1 pseudogene is annotated in these 293 nt (G+C 42.3%); it reads right to left on the bottom strand.

What is annotated here, in order from left to right:
* Nucleotides 1-48: 48 nt before the first annotated feature.
* A pseudogene (locus tag CWC28_RS21035) lies at nt 49-293 on the bottom strand (Fe-S cluster assembly transcriptional regulator IscR); the annotation flags it as partial.

The following is a 293-nucleotide window of genomic DNA, read 5'->3' as shown; positions in this document are numbered from 1 at the left end:
TAATCTAAATAAATCGGTAACTTCATTTCTCTCTCCGCTTTCGTCAAGCTACAGTTGACAGCTTACTTGAATGTTTTCCAGTTGCTTAATTGCAGTGTTGATGCTGTTATCTTGGCGTGATGCGACTTCTTTCACATCTGACTTTTCAACCAATTCAGCAAGGGTAATACTATTTAAAAACTCTTCGATACGTGCGCTTAAGTCCGACCATAAAGTGTGAGTCAAACAACGCATGCCGCTTTGGCAGCCACCCGTTGCGTTGTGGCAACGTGTTGCATCAACAGACTCATCAA

The sequence above is a fragment of the Pseudoalteromonas sp. S4492 genome, assembly GCF_005886115.1.
Taxonomy (GTDB): Bacteria; Pseudomonadota; Gammaproteobacteria; order Enterobacterales; family Alteromonadaceae; genus Pseudoalteromonas; species Pseudoalteromonas gelatinilytica.
Note: the sequence above shows the minus strand (reverse complement) of the source record. Positions and strands in the feature narration are given on the sequence as shown.